The sequence below is a fragment of the Carboxydothermus islandicus genome, from assembly GCF_001950325.1.
GTDB classification, from domain to species: domain Bacteria; phylum Bacillota; class Z-2901; order Carboxydothermales; family Carboxydothermaceae; genus Carboxydothermus; species Carboxydothermus islandicus.
On sequence record NZ_BDJL01000010.1, the window covers coordinates 1 to 21995 of the forward strand.

A 21995-nucleotide genomic window follows, 5' to 3' on the forward strand; every position below is an offset into this window, starting at 1 on the left:
CTTAATATATCTACTATTTTTATCGTTTGTTTCTTTTCCTTCTTCTCCCGTCTCCTCATACTTCTACCTTATCACCATAAGTTATCCACAGCAAGAATAAAAGCATAATTTCCTAAACAGCAAAAAATTAGGCAGACCTACTTCTAAGGTTATTCTTTTTTTAATGATATCAAGAGAAGATAAAGGTATTCCAGTATAAATCATACCAATAATTTTTCCATTTTCATCTTTAATCGGCCTATATGCCGTAACGTATTTCTTACCGAGTATATCCGCTGTGCCAAAATAATCCCTGCCCTGCTTTAAAACTGCTTCCGCAACTTTTGGATCAACTTTTGTACCAACAGCACGTTCACCATTTTCATTTTTAACAGACGTTGAAATCCTTGTATCCCCCTGAAAAATTGTAGCCGTATTGCCAGAAAGAGAGCTAAAGTAATCAACCATCTCGTAATTACCATTCAACTGAACATTACCCTTGTAAAGGTTTCCATTCTTTATTTGCCATGCACCTGGATACCTGTGATTACTTTCCTTCAAACTCTGTCACCCCTTAAAAGGTGTTATAATTTTTCTATGCTGACGACTCATCTTCTTGCAGTAACTCTTGTAAATTTAATTCTAAAAGGACTTCCACCACCCGGGGTCAAATTGAGTACCGCAATGTTTTTTGATTTCTTCAATTGCCGCATCAATCGTCATCCCTTTACGGTAGGGACGATCGGCGGTCATTGCTTCTAAGGCATCCGCCACCGAGCATATTCGGGCCAAAAGCGGTATCTCATCCCCCTTTAACCCGTAGGGATAGCCGGTACCATCGTATTTTTCGTGGTGGTATAAGGCAATTTGAACTGCTTCCCTTAAATAGTCGATATCATGTAAAATATCATAAGCATATTTCGGATGTTTTTTGATGATTTCATATTCTTCCGAAGTTAATGGCCCTGGTTTTAAGAGTATTTGATCACCAATGCCTAACTTTCCTATATCGTGTAACAACGTTCCCCAGTTTAAAATTTTTAGCTCCTGTTCCGAAAGTCCTAATTTTTTCCCTATCGCCTGAGCAATACGATTGACCCTCAATGTATGTATAGCGGTGTTGCTTTCCTTTTTTTCTAAAGCTTTGACAATGGCCCGAATGGTATTTTCATAAGTTTTTCCAAGCTTTTGGTTAATTTCAGATAATTCTTTTGTTGCCTTATTAATTTTTAAACGTAAATAAAAGGCCACAAGCCAGCTTAAAAATAATAAGCCTAAGACTGCCATTAATACCCGGTAAAAATAAAAGAAAAATTTGCCCCAAACAAGATTTTCCCCAAACCATTTATTATGTATTTTCGCCAATTCTCCCGAACTTTTTAGCTGTTTAATTCCTTTATTTAATAAACTTAAAAGAGCAGTATTTCCTTTTTTTACAGCGAAAGAATAAGAAAAAGTTAGAAGCGGTTCTCCTACAATTTTAATTTTATTCGTTAATCCTTCCTTATCGAGATAGTACATGCCGGTATAATAATTTCCTACTACCGCGTCGATAGTCCCTTGGGCTAAAGCCTTCAGGGCTCCAGTCTGGCTGTTAAATCGGTACAAGTTTAAATATGAATAATGGGTTTTTAAATATTCTTCCGCTAAACCCCCTTTTTGAACCCCAAGTCGACGGTCTTTTAAATCGGTAAGCGAATGAATGTAATAGTTTTCCACAGGCACAAAGAGGACTAATTTACTTTCCATATAAGGTTCAGAAAAATCAAGGTATTTTTCCCGCTCCGGAGTCTTCACTACTCCAATTAAAACATCATATTTCCCATTAATTACCGAGTTTCTAGCTTCATCCCAGTCTTGCAAAATTATATTAAAATTAACTTTCTCCTTTTCTCCAATGAGTTTTAGAACTTCGATGTCAAAGCCTTCCGGTTGGCCTTGAGCATTTAAATAAACGTGAGGAGGATAATTGTTATCCCCGGTGGCAAAATAGCCATAACTGGGCGATGGTATGAGGAGAAGAAAAAACAAACACCACAAAATTATTTTTTGATAGTTTTTTAGTATCATCTTTCCGACACCCTTTTAATTTTTTATGACTTGTTCTGCATTTTTCAAAATTATAATATATTATTTTACATTTGTATATTTTTTCTTTTTTTAATCTGTTAAAAAAATTATTCCTATAGATAAATGGCAATAAAAAAACACCTCCAGGTTTTCCCTGAGGTGTTTTTCACATATTTTATATATATCAAATTAAAGCTAATCATTCCTTTATTTTCAATTTCAATAAAGCAGATAATGGTCAAAAACTAACTTTGAGCATTGGGATTTTCTTTTAAGGCAATACTAATCTCAAAATCGCCTGCTTTTGTCTTAATCGGTACCAATAAAGACTTAGGAGCAGCCACCGAAACTGATTTATTTTCCCCTAATATTATCTGAGGCGGCGCAATATCGCACCGATAATTTGCTTTTTCCAAATAGCTAACTGCATTTCCACTAATAATATTCCCCACTTCTCCCAAAGCTGAGGTTACAAAAATATCTAGGGCTTCAATTTCCATCCCCGACATTATTCTCACTATTTCTAAAGCCGTTGTTTTGGGGAAACTGTAGACAACCGCTCCTAAAAGGGAACCAACAATGCTGATTAACACATTTGCCTCTTTTCCGGCTATCAGATCTTCTTTTAATTCTAATTTTCCCTTTTCAATACTTAATCCTAACATGCGGTCAAAAACATCTTGGGTTGCCATTAAAAAAGGATTAACAAATTCGGCTTTCATTAGTTGCTCCCTCCTTGACTTCGTACATATGCACCAACTTTCTGGTCTTCCATGGCCACATGATAAATAAGCCATGCCATTAATTTACCGCCAAACTCCTGGGCTATCTCTTCATTAAAACCGCTGGCTGCAAATTTTTCCGCATATTTAGCTACTTCCGCCTTAAATTCTTCATGGATTAAATAATGTTTCGCAAAATCCGGATAATTAATCTCCTGCTGAAAGGCTTCTTCATCCGCAAAATGCTCAACGACATATCCTTGCATAAATTCTAAAGTTTTTTTAACTTGCTCTACTTTATCTTCCCAGTCCCCTGGTCCTTTTATCGCCCGCAAAAAATCATCTACCCGGTGAAAAAGTTCTTGATGCTGAGCATCAATTTTTTCGACCCCAATTCGGTATGATTCTTTCCACATCATCACGTACCACCCCTATTAATTTATTTATATTTTAAATTATTCGGTAAAATAATAATAATTCCTGCTATCATTATCGATGATAACAGGAAAATTTTTTAATCAAAAGTTATGCACCAGCAAGCTAATATTTTTGTTATCCCCAAGCCGACAACATTTAAATCAGCAAGCAAATAGATGTGATAGTTACTTTCTTGTAAAATTCTTACAAAAAAAGCAGTAACCAGCTTTTTTCTGGTTACTGCTTTTTTGTTTTGGTTACACCTTAAACTGATTTATCGTATTTTCTAAATTAGTAGCAATTAAATTTAAATTCTGGGCAATGGCTGCCAGTTCTTCGGAAGATGCTGAAAGCTCTTCGGAAGTAGCCGCTACTTCTTCAGCAGCCGCTGAACTTTCTTCTGTTACTGCACTTACTTGCTGAATTTTATCTGCTATCTCGTCCACCGCCTGTAAAATATCGCCAAAGGCTAATACAGAAGATTCAACAGCCTTAATTTGTTCTTTAATAAAAGCATCAACATTGTCCGAGGTCTTTATTACTTCATTAGCATCGTTTTGTACTGATAATATTATTTTTGTAATTTCATCGGTGGAACTTTTGGACTTCTCGGCAAGTTTTCGGACTTCTTCGGCTACCACGGCAAATCCTTTACCGGCTTCACCCGCCCGGGCTGCTTCAATAGCCGCATTTAAGGCCAGCAAATTCGTCTGGTCGGAAATCTCGGTTATGGCGTTGGTGACATTGCTTATACTCATGATTGAGGCGGCAAGAGTTTTTATTTTTTCAACTACCAACTCAAACGATGATTTTATTTGCTGGATGGATTTTACGAGATTATCCATTTCTTTTTTACCCGCATTGGCTTTGGATGCTGTATTTTCAGTTAACGCTGCTATATTTGCTAAATCCTGAGCCTGCGTTGAAGCTCCAGCCGAAACCTGCTGCATTGCTTTAGCAACCTCCTGGGCTGATGCTGCCATCTCCTCGGAAGTTGCCGAAAGATTTTCCGATTCTTTAGTAAGTAAAGTGGATTTTTCCTTTATTTGGGTCGCAATTTCACTAAAGGACTGTACCATAACGTTCATGCTGCGAGCAAGAATTCCTACTTCATCTTTGCTATCGTAATTGATGGTTACACTCAGGTCTCCTTTAGCTATTTGATCTACCTTGGCGGTTAAATCAGTGAGGGGTTTTGCAACCTTTCTTATTGTTAAAATCATCGTTAGCACTGATAAGAGAATGCTGAATAAAATAAGTATACCAATCAAATTGCTTTGTTTTTTCCCGTTTTGCTCGTGCTTTTCTAAATGTTGTTTAAATAAGCTTTTCTGTTCTTCAGTCATTTTTAATAAAATTCCTTTAAGCTCGCGCCATTTAGGCGTTTCCTTCTGGGCAAGTAGGGTAACGGCTTCAGCGGTTTTTCCAGAGATAGCAAGCTTTTGAGCTTCGACCTTTAGCTGGTGATCTTCTTCCCAGAGAGTTCTTACTTTTTCAAGATCTTGTTTCATCGTACCTGAAGCTAATTTAATTGCTTCTTCATTGGCTTTTATAAATGCTTCATGGGCTTTATCATAGTTTTTCCTGGCGTTTTCATCTTTAGGGTTTAAAATAATATTTCTTGTTGCCTGGCCCGTTTGCAATCCCTGGGCATACATCTCGTTTAAATTTAGGAGTAAAGCCTGTTCAACATTTATTATTTTGTTAAGTTCTTTATCTGTTGCAGTTACATAGTTAAGAAAAAAGGCAAAAATTACTACTAAAATAAGAATATTGGTAATGCCGGTGCTAAATAAAAGTTTCTTTATACTCAAAACCCCATCCTCCTTTTTAGTTTTGCAAACACCTAAAAAAGAAAATTTAAAATCCTCCTGCCAAAAGGCGGAGGATTTTTGAGCCTCAGCACACCTCTGGCAGCTGGCTGGCATAGCCTTACGGCTTTAGCCCCTGCAGCTTTGCGCCCCCGGCTTTCGCCGGGTTTGCTATTGACAAAGGCTTAATCTTGTTGTGATTTAACTCATGTGAAATTTTCGACATGTTTTGTAATATTATAACATAACATTTTCCATTTGTATCTTTTTAATATTGGCATATTTAATCAAAACCCTGATTTTACCAGGGTTTCTTTCTTATCCTTGTTCCCAGAAAGCTTTCGTCCGATATCGTGCAGTACGGCCCCCCGTCCTCTCACACCACCGGACGTACCGTCCGGTATACAGCGGTTCATGAGTTTACACGAAGTTGTTTATGCACCAGCAAAAAAGATTTAACTTTCCGGACATTTCTCGGAAAAACGAACACAATTTCTTCCTGAAGCTTTGGCTGCATACAGCATTTGGTCAGCGCGCATTAATAACGTATCAAGCGTATCTCCGGGACAGTAACCAGTTACCCCAAAACTGGCGGTCACCCGGCCTACGCCCGGAATCTCCAGCATGCTTAACTGCTCCCGCAACTCTTCCGCTAAGCCTGCTGCTTTTTCCACTGGAGTATCCGGTAAGAGAATCACAAACTCTTCGCCGCCCCAGCGGGCCAGGCAGTCGGTTTGCCGAATCCTGTTTTTTATTAAATTTACCAGGCTTTTTAAAACCAAATCGCCCGCAGCATGTCCAAAACGGTCATTTACATTCTTAAAATGGTCGATATCTAACATAATTAACGCAAAGGGCATTTTAGTCCTTTTGGCACGTTCTATTTCCCGTTCTAACATTTCTGTAAAATAACGGCGGTTGTAAGCCTGGGTTAAATAATCGGTAATGGACAAGCGGTAAAGCTGTTCCTCCAGCTTTTTGCGCTCCGTAAGATCTATAAAAGTCTCAATTAACTTTTCGCCGCTTTTAATTTTAAGTCGTTTAACGATTTTAAGTACAGGCAATTGAGAGCCATCCACTCTATGTAAAATCCGCTCCGCCCAATCCATTTCCTGACCTACCGCTGTAATAGGACATAATCCCTTACTTTCCGGAAATATTTCAAAACAGCTTTTCCCAATAATTTCTTCCGGAGATGCTCCAATCATCGCAGCAGCTTCCAGGTTTACGTTTTCAATTCGGTGAGTTTTAGCATCAACGACCATAACTCCAGCCGGCATACTGTCAAGAATAAGCCGTAAAAATTCTTCTTGCTCCCTTATTTCTTCTTCCATTTTTTTATATTTTGTCACATCGATAATATAGTGAAGATAGGTGTTTTCATCGATCGGTACCCACCAGATATTCCAGAATAAACCATCCAAATTTACCTCGCAATTTTCTTTTTGCTTTCGGTTTAATGCCTCATCCGCCCGGCAAAAATAACACTTGGTACCGGGCAGCGGTTTTCCGGTATTTTCAAAAAATTGACGCTCAACAGGAGAAATAGTTTTTAAATGATGAATGCTGTGCCAGCAATAATCGCCAACTACTGCTCCCCGTTCCTTTGCCACCTGATTTAAGGCAATTATTTGTCGTTCTCTGTTAATGAGATATGTAGGATTGGGTAAGGCTTCTAACATCAAACGGAGCTGTTCTTCTTTACGCCTGTTTTCCTCTTCCAGCGCTTTCCTTTCGGTCAAATCAATAACCAGGGCCAGGCACAATTTTTCTCCCCGGTAGTCAAAAAGCTGCAGGTGAACTTCTACGGGATATAGCGAACCATCCTTCCGCCGGTGTACAGTATAAAAAACAATTTGTTCCTCCTTACCGCTCAGCAAGGGTTCAAGCAGAGCTCTGAAACTTTTAAGGTCAAATTCCGGTTTAAGGTCAAGGGGTGTCATGGTGTTCAATTCTTCCAAGGTATATCCCAGGTTTTTTCTGGCACCACGGTTGACCACATGAAATCTCAATGTTTCAGGGTTAAAAATATAAATTTCATTTAGCGAATGCTCTAATATCTGCCAGTACATGTTTGCATGGACGTTTGCCTCATAAAGCCGCAAGGCCATTTCAACTATGGTTATCAGCACTTGTTCAGTAGCACTTTTCATTACATATCCGTAGGCCGTAACAGAACGAATTTTTTTTACCACTGCTGGTTCAGTATGCGCAGTTAGAAAAACAACGGGCAGCTCACTAATCTGCTGAATTGCCTGCGCTGTTTGTACTCCATCCATCCCTTCTCCCAGCTCAATATCCATTAAGGTGAGATCAGGGTACCAGCCACCACTTACTTTTTCGACTGCCGCTTCACCGGTTAAAGCAATTTCAACAGTATAACCGTATTTATTCAGGATATTGGCTATGGTTTTTGCTTGAAATTTACTGTCTTCCACGATTAATATTTTTTTATCCTTCAAGCCCCGTCAAGCCTCCCTTTTTTCAAGCTTCAAAAGCTTCCAAACGTTTCTTGGGGCGGTAATATTTTTTACTTCTTAAATAAATAAAAATATTCCAATATTTCGACACATTCTTCAGAATTATACCATAATCCTTCCCTTTTGTATATATTTTGTCAGCTCTCAAGTAATGTACCGGACAGATTCCACAGCGAAAATGGAACAGTTTGCGTTGCCAGCCCCTGGTGGCAACTTTCGCATGCAATAATAAAGCCGACTGGCGGTAAACCAGTCGGCTAATATTAAAAAGGTTATCTTTTTTTGTAGTACGTCTTTTTTACGAATTTTTTTGTTTCTGATTTTTGTTCTTTTTCTTTTTTACTTTCTTTTTTTCTTTCCTTTTCTTTCTCCTTTTCTTTTTCCTTTTCAACTTTTGCCGGTATTACCTTAACTTCGATAGCATTTCCCGTTAAGGTGTATTTAACACCTACTTTATAACCAGGTTTTATGGTTTTTTCTCCTTTAATCTTTCCTAATCCTTCAACTTTAGTTTTCTCGGTAATAACAAAGGTTTTTTGTTCACCATTCCCCCGGGCAACGGTGAGATTTTTACCATCAAATAAAATTACCGTACCGGTAAATTCCAGTATTACAGGTTTTGCTTCAACTTTTACAGCTTCGTTGTTAATTGGATCGTATTTTACTTCTGCTTTATAACCAGCACTCAGTTCGCCTTTTACCTCAAGTTCCGTATCAGGGGTTACTAAAAAGGTTTTTTCTTCATTTTTATCTTTTACAGTAAGAAATTGTCCATCAAAAGAAGTAACAATACCTTTAAACTCTAAAAGTTCTTCTTCTTTTTGCTCCAGCAAATCTTCAATCTCTTCTTTTAACTGTTTTAGTTGGTAATAAGATAAACTTTTTAGAATATTTAAATCAACAGGTAAACGGTTTTCTCCAGATGTTGGTACAGACTGATAAGTTTCGTCATTTACAGTAGTATCATCAGGGTTTGAAGTAGTATAGGTTATGTCACTTACAGTTGATGTTGTGCTGGCATAAACAGTATCACTTACCCCCGGAGTAGTATCGGTGGTAGCGGTAGTGGTAGTATCCGCCAGTACCGGAAAAGCAATTCCCATTAAAAATACAGTTAAAACTAAAATTGCCAGCTTTTTCATTCAAATACCCCCTTTTTAAAATTTTAAACCCTCCTGCCGTAAGGCGGAGGGTTAATAATCTCCTTAACACCTTCGGCAGCTGGCTGGCATAGCCTTACGGCCTTAGCCCCTGTAGCTTTGCGTCGCCGGCTTTCGCCGGGTTTGCCTTTATCGGTAAAATCTTCTCTTTTTTACTCTATTATAAAACATAAAGTTAAAACTACAATACATTTGGCAAAAGAATTTAAATACAAACTTTACTTAATGTACTTCCCGTAAACCCGGGAACCAAGAATTCCCGTTGCAACCTCAAATAGCTCAAAAAATTTTTCTTCAGGCAAGCTCGGTACGTCTTTTAAATAAGATTTTACACCAAAGTTACGGAAAGGTATAAGTTTTAACAATGTATAAGAATTAAGGTCAGCAACAAACCTGGCTATGTTTTTTACTTCCAGCGGATGGTCGTTTAAGCCGGGCACCAATACCGTTCGTACCTCAAATAATACTCCAAGCCGAGACGCCGTTTTGAAATTTTTAAAGATTAATTCGTTGGGCACACCGGTCAGCTTTCGGTGCAAAACCGGGTCAAAAGCTTTTAAATCGGCCATAACCCCATCGATATTTTGACAAAGGTTTAAAAATTTCTCTTCCTCCAGAAAGCAATTAGTATCGACAAAAACCGTAAGATTACTTTTTTCTTTAAGCTTTTTGCTAACTTCCAGGATAAAATCCGCCTGCAGGGTGCATTCCCCGCCGGAAAAGGTCACCCCATCCAAAAAAACTTCATTTTCCAAAATATAAGCTACTAAATCCCCCGCTTTCCAGAGGGTTGTTTTGGGAGTGGACGAATGGGGACAAACCTCAAGGCAGCGGTCACACCCCTGGCAAATCGCATTATCCCAGGTTACCTTGCCGTCAAGGTTTGTTAAAGCTCCGGCCGGGCACTGTTCAACACATGCACCACAATTCCTGCAGTATTTTTTGGTTTCCGGGTTGTGACAGTACAAGCAGTCAAGATTGCAACCCTGAAGAAAAATGGCCATCCGGCTTCCGGGACCGTCGATAAAGCTTACCTCAATAATTTTATTGATTACTCCCTTCACCGATTATCCTTACCTTTCTGGCTTCGGTATTGTTGTTTTTAATACTTGCGGCTCCAAGCTTTACCGTATCTTCCCGTAAAACCTCGCCTTTTTCGTATTTTAAAACATCGGTTCTTTTTACAAGGTAACCGGTAATCCGGATAAATTCCGAATCGGAAGTGTTGAAAGAAAATACTCTGATTCCTTCTTTTAAAGCCCCCTTGATTATTTTTAAAACTCCTTCCGGATTTTCCCGGGCAGTACGGTCAAAGATGTAAATATCGCTAATTCCGGTATTGAAATATTTATGAAGTGGACCGATGGTTTTAATCTGGGTAAAAATGTCCGGCTCCTCACCGTATTTTATCCGTACTCCGGGCGTTACATCGATGTCGCTGTCAATCCCCGACTGGGCGTGAAAACCTATCCTGCCGCCGGTGCCGTAGCAGTAAGCTCCCGGGATACTTTCTAAAGTATCTTTGGCGGTTTTTAACACCTGTTCGGCATAATCAAGGGCTTCTTTATCCTTACCAAGCTTCAGTCCCGTTAAGTGCTCAATACATTCGTACAGTCCAAAATACCCGGCCATGGAGGTAAAGCGGTCAGGAGTAATTAAACCTTCTTTAGCTAAGAACGAAGTTTCAAAAAACTTCGCTTCTTCCACAATAAACTTTGCTCGGGCATTGATAACCTCGGCCTGCGCCAATACCGCATCAGGTAAAACATTTTGGATAAAGTCTTGAAAATCTTTGGCTTTTTTAGCTGCTTCTTTTAAATTTAACCGGACTAATGTAAAGCTGCCTCCACCGATTAATAAAGTATTATAACAACTGGCAACTCCGTAAACAGGGTCAAGGTCTTCTTTTAATTCCCGGTCGTTGACAAAATACGGTTTTCCAATTTCCAAGGCTGTTTTAACCGCCTCTACGGCAAAACTATCGGGGGTTTCTTCATTATATTTTAGCGAAATGTTGGGTACCGCATGCTTTAGCAGCCGCTCAAGCTTTAAAATTAATAGTCCGGTCCGGGTATCTTTGGGCCCAATGTTCATGTGGACAAACCCATCGGGCAATACCCGGTCTACTTGCACTAAAAACATTTTTAAGAGTTTTTCGGAAAGTTCCTCGCCGGCAGCTAAAACAAACGGTTCTAAAAGTTCATCCACCTGTCCCAGATATACGGGATAGCCGGTAATAGAGGGAACGTAGCGGTAGATAATTAAAAGGGCATTTACCGCCTCAAATAAATCCTGCGGAGGCTTAAGATTTAAGTATTCGCTTCCTTTTTGCAAAAATTTTTGGTAATCCGGTAGAATATAACGCGGGCGGTAGGGTGCATGGCCTTCAAAAAGGTCACATAAGATCCCTTCGGAAAAATAGTTCTGAGCTTTTTCACTGATCTTTACATAAGGAAGGGAGTTTTCCGCTTCCGCCGCTAATAAATGCCGTTTATCTTTGTAGTCCAAAGAGGTATCGGTAATTATTTCATAAACCCGATTCATCGCTCTTATCCCCTGTCTTAAAGTTTCTAATTACATTATACCATCCTTTTTACCGCTTGTAGCAAAATCCTTATTTACTTTTAAGGTAAAATTTCTCTACTTCTTCTCGTACCTTTTTTAATGCCTGGATTTTCTTTTCGGCACCGATGTTGTCTGACCGTTTATCCGCTTCTTTTAAGGTGATTAATTTTTGTACTCGCAAGTAAAGCTCGAAGGGCGGTAAAGCTCTCCCGAGCTTTTTGAGCCAGGGTTCTACTTTTTCAATTTCATAAGGTACGGACATATGGTGGTAGATAAGCCAGGTGGTTCGATCAATAAATTCCCGGGAAAAATTGAAGCGTTTTAATATACCCCGGGTCATTAGAGCTCCCCGTTCGGCGTGGCCAAAATCGTTGGGATAGCCGTTTTTGTACGTTCGCACCCCTGGTAGGCCTTTACCAACATCATGAAGAAGAGCGGCCAGGGTTAATTCTAAATCCTTCTCGGGAAGCTCCTCCAGGACCCTTAAAGTATGCCCCCAGGCACAAAGGCGGTGGCGTTCGGGATTTTGCGGCAGGCCTACCAGGTGAGATAACTCCGGTAGGGCTTTAAAGAGAAGGCCTTGTTGATGTAATGCTAACAAACCCTTCACAGGATTTTGGCTAAATTGCTCTTCCCGAAAAAACACAGAAACTGCCATACCGGTATTTTTACCAGCTAAGGCAGTTTCTTTCGGCCAAAATTTACAGTTTAAATAAATCTGAGCGGGGCCATTCATTATAAGCACCCCCGGCACTTTTTTTGATTATAGCAAAGCCGGGAGGTGATCGACAAGAAAAATTTTAACCTTCTATAGTTTTTCCCAGAACCTTTGAGAGATTCTGCCCCTATACCCGGTCTTTCATAAATTAAGTAGGATTGGTGCTTGACTTTCCCTGGTAAAAGGAATATCATGACCAAGACAAAAGTTTAAAGTTACATTTAATTCGGTTTTATTAAAATATTTTCCCACATTTTAATTTTTTAAAAGGAAATTAAAACGTTTTTGTTTAATACTACTATACTTAAAAAGTAAAAAGGGAGGATGGCTATGGCCAAAAAATCTTTAATAATTATGATTTTAATATTTAGTCTCTTAGCAGGTGGGTGCAGCCTTAATAGCACCAAAAACACTCCCCCTTCCTTTGACGGCATCGCGGAAACCGACCAGTATGAAGTAAAAGCAGAAATAGCCGGAAAAGTTAATGATGTCTATGTTAAAGAAGGGGATGAAGTAAAAAAAGGTCAAATATTAGTTACCCTTGACGATTCCTTACTAAAAAACCAGTTAGAAACGGCCAAAGCAAATTTAGAATTAGCCCGGTTAAAATACGAGCAAGTGGAAGGCAAAAGTCAGAACCTCGAAGACCAGGCAAAGGCAGGGATAAAACTTGCCCAAACCCAGGTGGATTTAGCGAAAATTCAATTAGAAAAGGCTAAAATTTCCTCTCCGGTAAGGGGTACAGTTTTGACAATTCCCTTAAAACCCGGTGAGTTTGTCAATCCCGGAACCACCGTTGCCACCATAATCGATTTAAACAAAATCTATGTTAAATATTATATCCCCGAAAAGTATTTAAACCGGATTAAACTCGGGGATACGGTATGTGTTATGAATGAAAATCTCAAGATGGCTCCTACCGGAAAGGTGGTTTATATTTCCCCGAAAGGTGAATTTACCCCGAAACCCGCCGAAACCCGGGAAGACCAGAGTGAAATTTCTTATTTAGTAAAAATTGAGCTAACAAAAGATTATCAGGATGTGCGGCCGGGGATGCTTTTAACCCTGACCTTGCCTTAAGGAGGGGTTAGCTTGACGGTAGCAATTTTAACCGAAAACTTGACCAAAACTTTTGGCCCGAAAGTTGCAGTAGATAATGTTTCTTTTACAGTACCCGCCGGGAAAATTTTTGGACTTTTAGGCCCCAACGGTTCCGGTAAGTCCACCACCATCCGGATGCTGTGCGGTGCTCTGCTACCCACTTCCGGAAGGGCTGAAATTTTCGGCATGGATGTGGTAAAAAAGACCCGGGAAGTACGCAACCTTATCGGTTACATGTCCCAGCGTTTTTCTCTCTATGAAGATTTAACCGTCGAAGAGAACCTTGATTTTTTTGGTCGAATCTATAATTTACCGGCAAAGCTTTTAAAATCCCGAAAAGAAGAAATCCTTCTTATGGCGGGCTTAACCGAAAACCGGAAAACCCTGACCGCTCACCTCTCCGGCGGCTGGAAGCAGCGTTTAGCCTTAGGAGCTGCCATGATTCACCGGCCCAAACTTTTAATTTTAGATGAACCCACCGCCGGAGTTGACCCGGTATCCCGCCGGATTTTCTGGGAAATTATTAAAAAGTTATGTGCAACAGGTATTTCGGTGCTGGTTACCACCCACTACATGGATGAAGCGGAAATTTGTGATATCGTTGGTTTTATTTTTAACGGGAAATTAGTTTCTTTCGGCACGCCAGCAGAATTAATGGCTAAAGAAGGGAAAGACAGCTTAGAAGATGTCTTTATTGAATATGTGGAAAGGACTACCGGGAAAAAAGTGTACGATTTTAAAGACCTGGAAAAATTTATTGGAGGGAAACCTGCATGAATCCTAAACGGTTTTGGGCTATAGTTAAAAAAGAGTTCCTCCAGTTAAAGCGGGATAAACCCAGTATGGCCATTGCCCTTATCATGCCGGTAATGATGCTTTTACTGTTTGGTTATGCAGTCTCCACCGATGTTGACCACATCGCTACCGCTTATTTAGATCTTTCCCGCACGCCGGAAAGCCGCGAACTTCTGGCAAAGTTTAGAGCGTCCAATTATTTTAATCTTGATTATCCTGTAAATACGACCGCTGAATTAAATTCTCTTTTTAAAAAGGGCAAAATTAAAGCAGGTCTAATCATTCCGCCCGATTATACCGAAAAACTCAACCGGGGCCAAATACCCGAGGTAAAGTATATCGTGGATGGCTCGGACCCTTCAATAGCCCGCCCCGCTTTATCATCAGGGGTTCTGGTGGGTCAAAACTACACCAGAGAAATTTTAGCCAAAAAATATCCGCAAATAGCCAAAAATTCGATATCCCTCATCCGGGCGGAGGTTCGCTACAACCCGAAAATTAGAAGTCAAATTTTCACCATTCCGGGTTTAATTGGGCTTGTTATGCAAAACCTTACGGTCCTTTTAACTGCTTTTGCTTTAGTACGGGAAAAAGAGCGGGGAACTATCGAGCAGCTTATTGTAACTCCGGTAACTTCTTTTGAGTTAATTTTAGGAAAGCTTGTCCCTTATGTATTAATTGGTTTTTTATCCTTTACGATAGCCTTTTACTTTGGAATCAACTGGTTTTCCGTCCCTATGCAGGGAGATACCTTAACCCTTTTTGCCTTAGCCCTCTGCTTTGTAGCAGTAGCACTGGCTATCGGCATTTTAATCTCGACAGTAGCCAGGACTCAGCTGCAAGCCATGCAGATGACCATAGTTTTTCTTCTGCCCAGCATCTTGCTTTCCGGCTTTATGTTTCCCCGGGAAGCTATGCCGAAAATTATCCAGTATCTCGGCTATGCTATCCCCCTTACCTATTTCCTGGAAATCTTACGGGGCATTATTATCCGGGGGGCCGGCCTGTTAGAACTGCAAAACCAGGCTATAGCCTTAACGGTATTAGGGGTATTTTTGCTGGTAGCAGCATCTCTCAGGTTCAAAAAACGCTTAGAATAGTACCGTTAGTGACGGTTCTGCCAGTGACCATTTTCAAAAAAATTCCCCGGCATAGCCAGGGTACAACGGGCTTAAACGGTATTAGAAATAAAGATATAAACCAAATGGAAAAAGCCCTTCTCCGAACAAGAGAAGGGCTTTAATCCAACAGTTAGCCGCTTCTTCCCTGTCCGCGCAAGGAATAAAGCCTAACCCTCAGGGCAGGTCTCCTGGCTACAGATCATAGCTTTTCTTCCCTTCCCATCCCTTCAGGATAGTGGTTAACAAGAAAAGCTCCCCGTTTACAGTGGCGGGACCGCGCCGTTACCTGTAATTCAGGCTCGGACTTCCCTATTAAGCCTTTTAGGCACCCATTTTGGGGATGTGAAGTTTTTAGCCGTGGTCGGTAGTATGTCGTAGGTGGTGAGTGTTTTCTTACCTAACACCTACCACCAAACACCTACCTCCATTACGCTTTTTGTTCTTCTTTCTTCTCTTCTAAAGCAATTTCTTCCTGTATTTCCTTGGCACCTTTACGAAACTCTTTTACCGTCTGGCCAAAGGCTTTGCCGAGTTCCGGGAGCTTAGAGGGACCAAAAATAACCAGGGCTATTACTAAAACTATCAAAAGTTCTTGCCAGCCAAAACCGCCAAGCATGTTTTTTAGCCTCCTTCAAATAAATTCTCCGTTTTTAATCCTTCGGTAATGTAACAATTAAGGCATAACTCTTCATTATTTACCGGAGTAAAGATTTTCCCGCATTTTGCACAGGTTTTGGTTAAAACCTTTGCTAAAACCTGTTCTTTCTTTAAATATACATCATTTACGGTAATTTTACCATCATATTTTAAAATTTTTTGGGGACAACTTTCCACACAAAGACTACAGTTTATACAAAGATGAACTTTAAAGGTTAACTCTCCCTCTTTTAAACTTAGAGCTCCGGTTGGACAAAGCCGCTCGCAAACCCCGCAACCATTACATTCCCCACAGGCTTTAAGACCTCGACCAATTTCCAACTCCCCGTTAATTTTCCCCTGGAGAAGTTCTACCGCCTTTAAAAGATAGCGGTGTTTTAAAGGTACACGCTTGGCAAAGATATCATTTGGGTCATCATCCTCTTTTAAAAGAAAAGTTGCCGCAGTAGTTTTTAGTTTATCCCGGAAAAAACTAAAAAACTCCCGTCGGGAAAAATCCTTTGGTGGACGGCCCTTTTGGCGTATGGTAATTCCCGGAAGACTGCCAAGCTTAGTTTCGGCTTCCTTAAGGTGATTTAAAAAAAGCTCCTTCCCCTTTTGATACTGGCAGGTATTGCAATTTTCCAGGTAAAAATTCAGTTTCTTTCCTGCCGCCGCAAGAATTGCTATTTCTCCGGCATCTAAAAAACCGTAACAGGGAAGGTTTACTTTCCCGGTATTGGCCGAATTTAAGGTACAACCAACATGCCCCTCGTCCTTCACCTCAGCAATTTCTTTTAACGGAGTAACCCCACCAAAACTTATGGCTCCCGTTGGACATACCGCTTTACAAAAGCCACAGTTTACACAGTCCTCTTTTTTTATGGCAATTTTTTCACCGTCTTTAAAAATAGCTTTTGACGGACAGACCGCTACGCATTTGCCACATTTAAAAGGTAAATACCGGTGTTCCAAACAAAAGGAAGGCGCAATTTCCGCCTTCCCGGAATTTAAAAATTCAAAAAAGTCACTCATACTCCTCCGCCCTTTTCAAAGTACTTAAGCAAAAACTGGAATAAGTTATCGATCTCCCCGAAACCAAATACCGGACAGTCTACCTCTAAATTTAAATCACTAACCACCGCCACCAGAAGTTCCGGGGGGGAAAAAGGCTCCTGGTAAATTTCACTTCTAATTACCTCTATCCGGGGAAAAGGCCGGTTTTTAAAACCTTCCACTAAGATAAGATCCATATCCCGGTAAAATTCAAAAACTTCTTCGAGTAGCACTTCCCTTTCCACCATAAAGGCTGCTTTTCCAGGCCCAAGAATACCTACCTTCACCCCGCCCGCCTGCCGGTAGCGATAAGTATCTTTTCCCGGTTGGTCCACTTCAAAGCCGTGAACATCGTGTTTTACAACCCCAACTTTGAACCCATGCCGGGTAAAGAGCTGTACTAACTTTTCTGCCACGGTAGTTTTGCCGGAATTAGAATAACCCACTATCTGGAGTATCAAAGGCACTTAAGCTTCCTCCTTCAATTAAAACAATATTTACCGGATCATTGGTTTTTAAGGGCGGGCAATTTTTGGGGATTTCCACCAGAGCGTTGGAGTTTAAAACCCCTTTTAACGAGCCCGGGGAAAGCCAGGGTAAGATTTTTACCCTAAACTCCCCTTCTTTTAAGTAACAATAGCCCCGGGCAAAACGCCGTTGCCCCCGGGTTTTATCAAAGGGGTGGTCCAAAAATGCTTTCACCCGGGCATGGTAAATATTTTGCCGACCGGTTAATTTTCTGATCACGGGGTAAGCAATTAGTTCGAAAGAAGTCATAGCTGCCTGGGGATTTCCCGATAAACCAATAACTATTTTCCCATTAGCTACTGCCCCAATCACCGGTGTACCGGGTTTAAAATCGGTTTTCCAGAATAAAATTTCGGCACCGATACTTTCCAGGGCCTTAATTATCAGGTCATATTCCCCCACCGATGCTCCCCCGGTGGTAAGAACTAAGTCAGCTACTTCAAGCCCCCTTTTTATTTCCCGGGCAATTAAGTTCAAATCATCGTTGACAATTTGACCCAGAATAGGCTCTCCTCCGGACCTCACCACCAGTGCCCCGATGCTGTATAAATTGGTATTGCGAATTTTCCCAGGACCGGGAATTTGTTCAATATCCACCAGCTCACTGCCCGTACAAATAATATAAACTTTAGGTATTTTATAAACCAACACTTCCTTTTTTCCAGCTAACGCCAGAAGAGAAATAGCATTGGCATTAATTACCCGGTCTTTTTCAATGATTACGTCACCGGGTATAAAATCTTCCCCTTTTTTAACGATATTTGTCTCTGGCTTTACCGGAAAATCGATAATTACATAGCCGTCTTCTTCCACCACATCTTCAAATTTAACTACCGCATCGGCTCCTTCGGGAATCATGGCCCCGGTCATAAGTTTTACCGCTTCACCGGAATTTACCGGCCTTGTAGCCGGCACTCCCGCCGGCAGATAGTCGACAATTTTAAGCTTAACTTTTTGCCCTTTCTCCCTTGGAGAATCACTACTTCTAAAAGCAAAACCATCCAGGGGCGAACGGGAAAAAGGTGGCACCATAATGTCGGCTAAAACGTCTTCTGCCAGCACCCGGTTCTGGCTTTTTAAAATTTCCACAATTTCCGTTCCGGGTTTAGGAACGTAAGCCAAAAGCATATTTAAAGCTTTTTCTAAAGCTACATTGGTCTCCATGGAACTACTCCTTTAAACCGAAAATTTTTAACAGTTTTTCATAATCTGCCGGGGTATTAACATTTAAAAGAAATTCTTCCCGCTGCAAATTCTCGGGAAGTTGTTCAAAATTAATTATCCTTACCTTTACCTGAGGATAAAAATCTATTATTTTATTTTTCTGAAGAATTAAATGTTTTTCCACCACCGGATAAATACTTTTTCGGTAAATGCCAATTAACGGTTCAATTTTTCCCTTATAAGCCAGGACCGTTACATCATTATCTTCAGTGTTTTCAGCTAAAAACATAGGGATTTCAGCAGGTAATAGCGGTAAATCACATGCGGTAATATACACTTTTTCGTTAACCGCAAACCTTAAAGCCGTTTCAATTCCCGCCAGCGGTCCCTGGCCGGGAAAACGGTCCCGATAAACCGGAAGATTTAAAAAAGCATATTCATCGGTGTTCGCTATAAGCAAAAGCTCGGAAGCAATAGGTCTTAAATTGGTCACCAGATGCTCAATAATCTTCATTGGACCCAAAGGTAAGAGGGCTTTGTTTTGCCCCATGCGCGAACTTTTACCCCCGGCCAAAATGGCAACAGTTAAATTTTGCATTTAACCCTCCTTGATATTATCGCTAACTGCTTTTACTTCCTTGGTTATGCTTTCTTCAATTTCGGTCGTTGCTTTTTTAAACTCCCGAATACCGCGGCCTAACGCCCGACCAAGCTCCGGAAGCTTTGAGGGACCAAAAATAACAAGAGCGATGATTAAAATAACTACTAACTCTTGAACGCCAATACTGTTAAACATAATTTTCCACCCTCTTTTGCCTGGTATTTTCTTTTATTATACCTCATCGCCAAAGGGAATTTTAAGCCCTATAAATTTAGCAAAATTTCCAGGCTTGATTCCAGAAAAACCAGATATGCCCATCATCTGAAAATTATTTTCTCCGGCTATTTTGATTACTTCTCCTGGAGGAATCCCCGCTTTTAAATAAAGCTCCATCTCTTCCCAGACCGCTTCGCCAAAAGCTAAAAACGACGTACCGCTATCGGTACCGAGCCCGAGCTTTACCCCCAGTTCAAAGGCTCTCTTTACCATAAAAAGTTGCTCTTTATATACAAAATATGCATTTTCTCGTTCAGTCGGACTCAATTCTTCCCGGTACATCTGGTTCCGAATTGCTGCCACCGTTGGAACCCACCAGGTACCGGCATCCCGCATTTTTATAAGAAGCTCATCAGTTATGTAATAGCCATGTTCAAGGGTATCGACCCCGGCTTCAATACTTGTTTCAATTCCTTCGGGACCATTGGCATGGGCAGAAACCATTAGCCCCAGCTTATGGGCAGTATCGACAATTTCTTTTAATTCCTCAAGACTAAATCCCGTAGCCCCTACTTTACCCTTTTCCTTTAAACTCACCAATCCGGTCACAAATACTTTTATAAACTTTGCCCCTTCTTCGTAAAGGCGAGAAATTTCCCTCAGAGCATCCCTGATATCTTTCACGGCAATTCCGGCAATTCGGCCGTAATAACCTTCTTTGTAAAGACCATTGCCGCAAAATACACCTTTTACGTACGAGCACTGGTCTTTAGCCGTTTTCCAGAATTCACTCCTATCCCCGCACTCCCGAAAACCAAGGATACCGTTACCGGTTAATTTTGCCATAATTTCCGGAAGAGTAAGCTCACTATTATCCATTAAGTTTAAGTGGAGATGTCCATCGGCTAATACCGGATAGAAGTAATATGGTACTTTTAAATCCGCCTCGCCTGTTTGTTCAAAAGAAGATATTATTCCGTTGTTAACGGTAATTACCCCCTGCTTAATTTGACCATCAGCAAAATAACCCCAGGGCAAAACTCTAAATGTTTTACCGCTAAAATCAAAAACTTTTAAATACAACCCCCATCTCCCCTTTTTAAGAAAATAAATTTTTTATATAATTGATAATGACTTAACAAAGGGAGGCATCAGTATGCTTCAAATCGGCGATTTAGCTCCGGAGTTTTCCCTGCCTTCAACTGCGGGAAAAAATTTAAGCTTAAAAGATTTCTCCGGTAAAATTATTGTTTTATACTTTTACCCCAAAGATAATACTTCGGCCTGAACCAAAGAAGCGGTTGCGTTTCGCGACCATTATGAAAGCTTTACCGCCAAAAATGCCGTAATTTTAGGTTTAAACAAAGACCCCATTAAATCCCATTTGAATTTTAAAGCAAAATACAACTTACCCTTTGAGCTTTTATCGGACCCAACCGGTGAAGTTTTGGAAAGCTATGGTGTTTTAAAAGAAAAGAAAATGTACGGTAAAAGTGCGCTGGGGATTGAACGTTCTACTTTTGTTATAGCTCCTGACCGGACGATCCTTCAAATTTACCGCAATGTCAAGGTTGATGGTCATGCCGAAGAAATCCTAAAGTTTTTACAGCAGGTGGAGGAATCGTAATGGAAGATAAACCGATGACGTTGTTTGAACACCTGGAAGCTTTACGGAAAGTAATTATTATTAGCGTTATTGCCATAGTTATTGGCTCAATAATTGCTTATAATTACGTCGATTATTTTCTAAATATCTTACTCCAGCCGGTTACTGCTCTTAATATGAAATTAGTTTTTATCAATGTTACCGAAGCATTTATGACAAAACTGAAAATTGCCATAATACTGGGAATTATACTTGCCTCCCCGATAATTTTATGGCAAGTCTGGAGTTTTGTCGCTCCCGGATTGAAACCGGCGGAAAGAAGGTTTATCCTAAGGATGATTCCAGTAATAATTATTTTATTCGTCGCCGGAATCGTTTTTGCCTTCTTTACCGTCTTTCAAATTGCTACCCGGTTTCTTCTACAATTTGGCGGCGATATTATGAGTCCGATGATAACTATCGGTAAGTATATCTCTTTTGCTTTAAATTTTTTGATACCTTTTGGTCTGGTTTTTGAGCTGCCGGTAGTTGTTTATATCCTGGCCAAGCTAAATATTATCTCCCATGAATTCTTGGTAAAAAACCGGAAATACGCCTTACTGGTGGTATTTATCTTAGCCGCCGCCCTGACTCCCGGTCCCGATGTCATTAGCCAGCTCTTAATGGCAGCTCCCCTTTTAATCCTCTATGAAGTAAGTATATTTATCGCAAAATTTATAAAACCAAAAGAATTTTCCGGAGAACGCAAGTAAGAGGGCGAAATTTCGCCCTCTTTTTTATTGGGTTTTTAACTCCCAGGTTTCGCCGTTTAAATTAATATATACCTCCATCGGAGCGGCTTTAATTAAGGTGTTACTTACCCGGCAGTATTTGGTCTGGGATAAAAATACCGCCCTCTCAATTTTATCTTTAGGTAAGTTTTCTCCCTTAAAGCAATAGGTCATTTTTACATGTTTTAAAATTTTGGGATGATCCTCTGCCCAGGTTGGTTCAATTTCCAGCCAGAACTCATAACCCGCAATTTGCATTTTGTTTAAAATTGCCACTACATCCATCCCGGTACAGCCACCCAGGGACATCATCATAACTTCTGCCGGACGGGCTGCAGTATCTTCGCCCCCCGCCGCATCGGTATCCATAAATACCTCATGGTTGGATGGGCCAATTCCCCGAAACTTCATTTTTCCTTCCCAGGTAACCTTAATCATCGTTCCACCCCCTGTTTTTTCTTTTATTTTATGTTTTTTTT

Annotated in this window: 22 protein-coding genes, 1 pseudogene and 3 riboswitches; of the genes and pseudogenes, 5 read left to right on the forward strand and 18 right to left on the reverse strand. The window is 40.4% G+C overall.

The genetic code is table 11. The features are described from left to right. Nucleotides 1–81 precede the first annotated feature (81 nt). From ciss_RS02600 to ciss_RS02650, 10 genes and pseudogenes are all read right to left on the reverse strand, one after another. On the reverse strand, nucleotides 82–540 hold the full coding sequence (locus ciss_RS02600; RefSeq protein ID WP_075864762.1) for a cache domain-containing protein: 459 nt from the start codon (nucleotides 538–540) through the stop codon (nucleotides 82–84). Nucleotides 541–621: 81 nt separating this feature from the next. Continuing rightward, nucleotides 622–2049: an HD domain-containing phosphohydrolase gene (locus ciss_RS02605; RefSeq protein WP_075864763.1), complete on the reverse strand. Its 1428-nt coding sequence runs from the start codon at nucleotides 2047–2049 to the stop codon at nucleotides 622–624. Nucleotides 2050–2294: 245 nt separating this feature from the next. After that, on the reverse strand, nucleotides 2295–2771 hold the full coding sequence (locus ciss_RS02610; RefSeq protein ID WP_075864764.1) for a chemotaxis protein CheX: 477 nt from the start codon (nucleotides 2769–2771) through the stop codon (nucleotides 2295–2297). Next, nucleotides 2771–3190 carry a bacteriohemerythrin gene (locus ciss_RS02615; RefSeq protein ID WP_075864765.1) on the reverse strand — a complete coding sequence of 140 codons (420 nt, stop codon included), beginning with the start codon at nucleotides 3188–3190 and terminating at the stop codon, nucleotides 2771–2773. Before ciss_RS02615 ends, ciss_RS02610 begins: the two co-directional genes overlap by 1 nt. Nucleotides 3191–3595: 405 nt before the next feature. After that, a pseudogene (locus ciss_RS13905) lies at nucleotides 3596–4390 on the reverse strand (methyl-accepting chemotaxis protein); the annotation flags it as partial. Between the two features lie 707 nt (nucleotides 4391–5097). Continuing rightward, nucleotides 5098–5182: riboswitch (cyclic di-GMP riboswitch) on the reverse strand. A gap of 272 nt (nucleotides 5183–5454) precedes the next feature. Continuing rightward, nucleotides 5455–7461, reverse strand: a complete 2007-nt coding sequence (locus tag ciss_RS02630) for a diguanylate cyclase (protein WP_075864766.1) — start codon at nucleotides 7459–7461, stop codon at nucleotides 5455–5457. 290 nt (nucleotides 7462–7751) lie between these two features. Beyond that, a complete protein-coding gene (locus ciss_RS13245; protein ID WP_075864767.1) occupies nucleotides 7752–8621 on the reverse strand; it encodes a hypothetical protein in 870 nt (289 codons plus the stop codon). A 71-nt stretch (nucleotides 8622–8692) separates the two neighbouring features. Beyond that, nucleotides 8693–8777: riboswitch (cyclic di-GMP riboswitch) on the reverse strand. A gap of 80 nt (nucleotides 8778–8857) precedes the next feature. Next, nucleotides 8858–9703, reverse strand: a complete 846-nt coding sequence (locus ciss_RS02640) for a YjjW family glycine radical enzyme activase (RefSeq protein ID WP_075864768.1) — start codon at nucleotides 9701–9703, stop codon at nucleotides 8858–8860. After that, nucleotides 9684–11183 (reverse strand): YjjI family glycine radical enzyme, encoded by a 1500-nt coding sequence (locus ciss_RS02645; protein WP_075864769.1) that lies wholly within the window; start codon nucleotides 11181–11183, stop codon nucleotides 9684–9686. The genes ciss_RS02640 and ciss_RS02645 overlap by 20 nt, the downstream gene beginning before the upstream one ends. 70 nt (nucleotides 11184–11253) lie before the next feature. Continuing rightward, entirely contained in the window at nucleotides 11254–11940 is a 687-nt protein-coding gene (locus tag ciss_RS02650) for an HD domain-containing protein (RefSeq protein ID WP_075864770.1), read from the reverse strand. 312 nt (nucleotides 11941–12252) lie between these two features. Between ciss_RS02650 and ciss_RS02655 the strand changes: the two genes are divergently transcribed. From ciss_RS02655 to ciss_RS02665, 3 genes are read left to right on the forward strand one after another with little or no spacing between them, the layout of a single operon-like run. Then, the gene (locus ciss_RS02655) at nucleotides 12253–13002 is read left to right on the forward strand and encodes an efflux RND transporter periplasmic adaptor subunit (RefSeq protein ID WP_075864771.1); all 750 of its coding nucleotides are present in this window, start codon (nucleotides 12253–12255) and stop codon (nucleotides 13000–13002) included. A gap of 12 nt (nucleotides 13003–13014) precedes the next feature. Beyond that, nucleotides 13015–13800: an ABC transporter ATP-binding protein gene (locus ciss_RS02660; protein WP_075864772.1), complete on the forward strand. Its 786-nt coding sequence runs from the start codon at nucleotides 13015–13017 to the stop codon at nucleotides 13798–13800. Then, nucleotides 13797–14918 (forward strand): ABC transporter permease, encoded by a 1122-nt coding sequence (locus ciss_RS02665; protein WP_075864773.1) that lies wholly within the window; start codon nucleotides 13797–13799, stop codon nucleotides 14916–14918. The genes ciss_RS02660 and ciss_RS02665 overlap by 4 nt, the downstream gene beginning before the upstream one ends. A 182-nt stretch (nucleotides 14919–15100) precedes the next feature. Next, nucleotides 15101–15287: riboswitch (cobalamin riboswitch) on the reverse strand. A 79-nt stretch (nucleotides 15288–15366) separates the two neighbouring features. Here the strand turns inward: ciss_RS02665 and ciss_RS02670 are convergent. The 7 genes from ciss_RS02670 to ciss_RS02700 are packed head-to-tail and all read right to left on the reverse strand — an operon-like array spanning nucleotide 15367 to nucleotide 20223. After that, nucleotides 15367–15555, reverse strand: coding sequence for a twin-arginine translocase TatA/TatE family subunit (locus tag ciss_RS02670; RefSeq protein WP_075864774.1), 189 nt, complete (start codon nucleotides 15553–15555; stop codon nucleotides 15367–15369). A 5-nt stretch (nucleotides 15556–15560) separates the two neighbouring features. Beyond that, nucleotides 15561–16610, reverse strand: coding sequence for a 4Fe-4S dicluster domain-containing protein (locus tag ciss_RS02675; RefSeq protein ID WP_075864775.1), 1050 nt, complete (start codon nucleotides 16608–16610; stop codon nucleotides 15561–15563). Next, nucleotides 16607–17098: a molybdopterin-guanine dinucleotide biosynthesis protein B gene (gene mobB, locus ciss_RS02680; protein ID WP_075864776.1), complete on the reverse strand. Its 492-nt coding sequence runs from the start codon at nucleotides 17096–17098 to the stop codon at nucleotides 16607–16609. Before mobB ends, ciss_RS02675 begins: the two co-directional genes overlap by 4 nt. Further along, a complete protein-coding gene (locus ciss_RS02685; protein ID WP_075864777.1) occupies nucleotides 17064–18323 on the reverse strand; it encodes a molybdopterin molybdotransferase MoeA in 1260 nt (419 codons plus the stop codon). The genes mobB and ciss_RS02685 overlap by 35 nt, the downstream gene beginning before the upstream one ends. Before the next feature lie 4 nt (nucleotides 18324–18327). Continuing rightward, a complete protein-coding gene (gene mobA / locus ciss_RS02690) occupies nucleotides 18328–18921 on the reverse strand; it encodes a molybdenum cofactor guanylyltransferase (RefSeq protein WP_075864778.1) in 594 nt (197 codons plus the stop codon). After that, on the reverse strand, nucleotides 18922–19119 hold the full coding sequence (locus ciss_RS02695) for a twin-arginine translocase TatA/TatE family subunit (RefSeq protein WP_075864779.1): 198 nt from the start codon (nucleotides 19117–19119) through the stop codon (nucleotides 18922–18924). 36 nt (nucleotides 19120–19155) lie between these two features. Further along, the gene (locus tag ciss_RS02700) at nucleotides 19156–20223 is read right to left on the reverse strand and encodes an amidohydrolase family protein (RefSeq protein ID WP_075864780.1); all 1068 of its coding nucleotides are present in this window, start codon (nucleotides 20221–20223) and stop codon (nucleotides 19156–19158) included. Between the two features lie 73 nt (nucleotides 20224–20296). On the opposite strand from ciss_RS02700, the gene ciss_RS02705 reads away from it, so the two are divergent. Further along, nucleotides 20297–20767, forward strand: a complete 471-nt coding sequence (locus tag ciss_RS02705) for a peroxiredoxin (protein WP_077177405.1) — start codon at nucleotides 20297–20299, stop codon at nucleotides 20765–20767. Next, a complete protein-coding gene (tatC, locus tag ciss_RS02710; protein WP_075864781.1) occupies nucleotides 20767–21498 on the forward strand; it encodes a twin-arginine translocase subunit TatC in 732 nt (243 codons plus the stop codon). The genes ciss_RS02705 and tatC overlap by 1 nt, the downstream gene beginning before the upstream one ends. A gap of 24 nt (nucleotides 21499–21522) precedes the next feature. Here tatC and ciss_RS02715 read toward each other — a convergent pair whose 3' ends face one another. Further along, entirely contained in the window at nucleotides 21523–21954 is a 432-nt protein-coding gene (locus tag ciss_RS02715; RefSeq protein WP_075864782.1) for an OsmC family protein, read from the reverse strand. Nucleotides 21955–21995: the final 41 nt, after the last annotated feature.

Bases quoted from the DNA above. Each gene is read 5' to 3' on its own strand.
- ciss_RS02605 (WP_075864763.1), bottom strand. From the start codon at position 2,049: ATGATACTAAAAAACTATCAAAAAATAATTTTGTGGTGTTTGTTTTTT.
- ciss_RS02610 (WP_075864764.1), bottom strand. From the start codon at position 2,771: ATGAAAGCCGAATTTGTTAATCCTTTTTTAATGGCAACCCAAGATGTT.
- ciss_RS02615 (WP_075864765.1), bottom strand. From the start codon at position 3,190: ATGATGTGGAAAGAATCATACCGAATTGGGGTCGAAAAAATTGATGCT.
- ciss_RS13245 (WP_075864767.1), bottom strand. From the start codon at position 8,621: ATGAAAAAGCTGGCAATTTTAGTTTTAACTGTATTTTTAATGGGAATT.
- ciss_RS02645 (WP_075864769.1), bottom strand. From the start codon at position 11,183: ATGAATCGGGTTTATGAAATAATTACCGATACCTCTTTGGACTACAAA.
- ciss_RS02650 (WP_075864770.1), bottom strand. From the start codon at position 11,940: ATGAATGGCCCCGCTCAGATTTATTTAAACTGTAAATTTTGGCCGAAA.
- ciss_RS02655 (WP_075864771.1), top strand. From the start codon at position 12,253: ATGGCCAAAAAATCTTTAATAATTATGATTTTAATATTTAGTCTCTTA.
- ciss_RS02665 (WP_075864773.1), top strand. From the start codon at position 13,797: ATGAATCCTAAACGGTTTTGGGCTATAGTTAAAAAAGAGTTCCTCCAG.
- ciss_RS02670 (WP_075864774.1), bottom strand. From the start codon at position 15,555: ATGCTTGGCGGTTTTGGCTGGCAAGAACTTTTGATAGTTTTAGTAATA.
- ciss_RS02675 (WP_075864775.1), bottom strand. From the start codon at position 16,610: ATGAGTGACTTTTTTGAATTTTTAAATTCCGGGAAGGCGGAAATTGCG.
- ciss_RS02685 (WP_075864777.1), bottom strand. From the start codon at position 18,323: ATGGAGACCAATGTAGCTTTAGAAAAAGCTTTAAATATGCTTTTGGCT.
- mobA (WP_075864778.1), bottom strand. From the start codon at position 18,921: ATGCAAAATTTAACTGTTGCCATTTTGGCCGGGGGTAAAAGTTCGCGC.
- ciss_RS02695 (WP_075864779.1), bottom strand. From the start codon at position 19,119: ATGTTTAACAGTATTGGCGTTCAAGAGTTAGTAGTTATTTTAATCATC.
- tatC (WP_075864781.1), top strand. From the start codon at position 20,767: ATGGAAGATAAACCGATGACGTTGTTTGAACACCTGGAAGCTTTACGG.
- ciss_RS02715 (WP_075864782.1), bottom strand. From the start codon at position 21,954: ATGATTAAGGTTACCTGGGAAGGAAAAATGAAGTTTCGGGGAATTGGC.